This window comes from Brevibacterium sp. S111, assembly GCF_004745075.1.
GTDB lineage: Bacteria > Actinomycetota > Actinomycetes > Actinomycetales > Brevibacteriaceae > Brevibacterium.
Genome location: NZ_RHFH01000069.1, coordinates 1 through 584, shown reverse-complemented (window position 1 = coordinate 584; position 584 = coordinate 1). Strand labels below are relative to the sequence as shown.

At 54.1% G+C, this 584-nt stretch carries 1 rRNA gene; it reads right to left on the bottom strand.

From position 1 onward, the window contains the following. Positions 1-118, bottom strand: a 23S ribosomal RNA gene (locus EB836_RS18085); the annotation flags it as partial. Between the last annotated feature and the right edge of the window lie 466 nt (positions 119-584).

Below are 584 nucleotides of genomic sequence, written 5' to 3'. Positions count from 1 at the left end.
TCGGACATCCTCGGATCAACGCCCGTTTATCGACTCCCCGAGGCTTATCGCAGATTTCCACGTCCTTCATCGGCTCCTGATGCCAAGGCATCCACCATGCGCTCTTACACACTCACCACACCCCAAAGGGTTGGCGGCGTGTACGCGAAATATTGTCTTTCAATCACACAAGATGATGACAAGAAAAATCACATTACATAACACCACAACCCCACAAGGGCTGCAGCATTGATGCTCGCGTCCACTATACGATTCTCAAACCACTACCAAACACCACCCACAAACCAGACCACTGCCGTGGCTGCCCGTGAAGCGGGTCGGTCCTGCTGGTTGAAACCACACCCAACCACTGTCGGGGTTTGTGATTCCAGGACCCAATAACGTGCCTGTTCTAGCCCATCCTCATACCCATACATCGACGAGGCACTCACCCCGACAACGCTGAGTGGACGAGCGAAAGTTGTGATGTTCCACCCATGAGCAACCCACCCAGGAACACGAACGGTTCCTGACGGTGGGGATCTGAATGTGTGCTCCTTAGAAAGGAGGTGATCCAGCCGCACCTTCCGGTACGGCTACCTTGT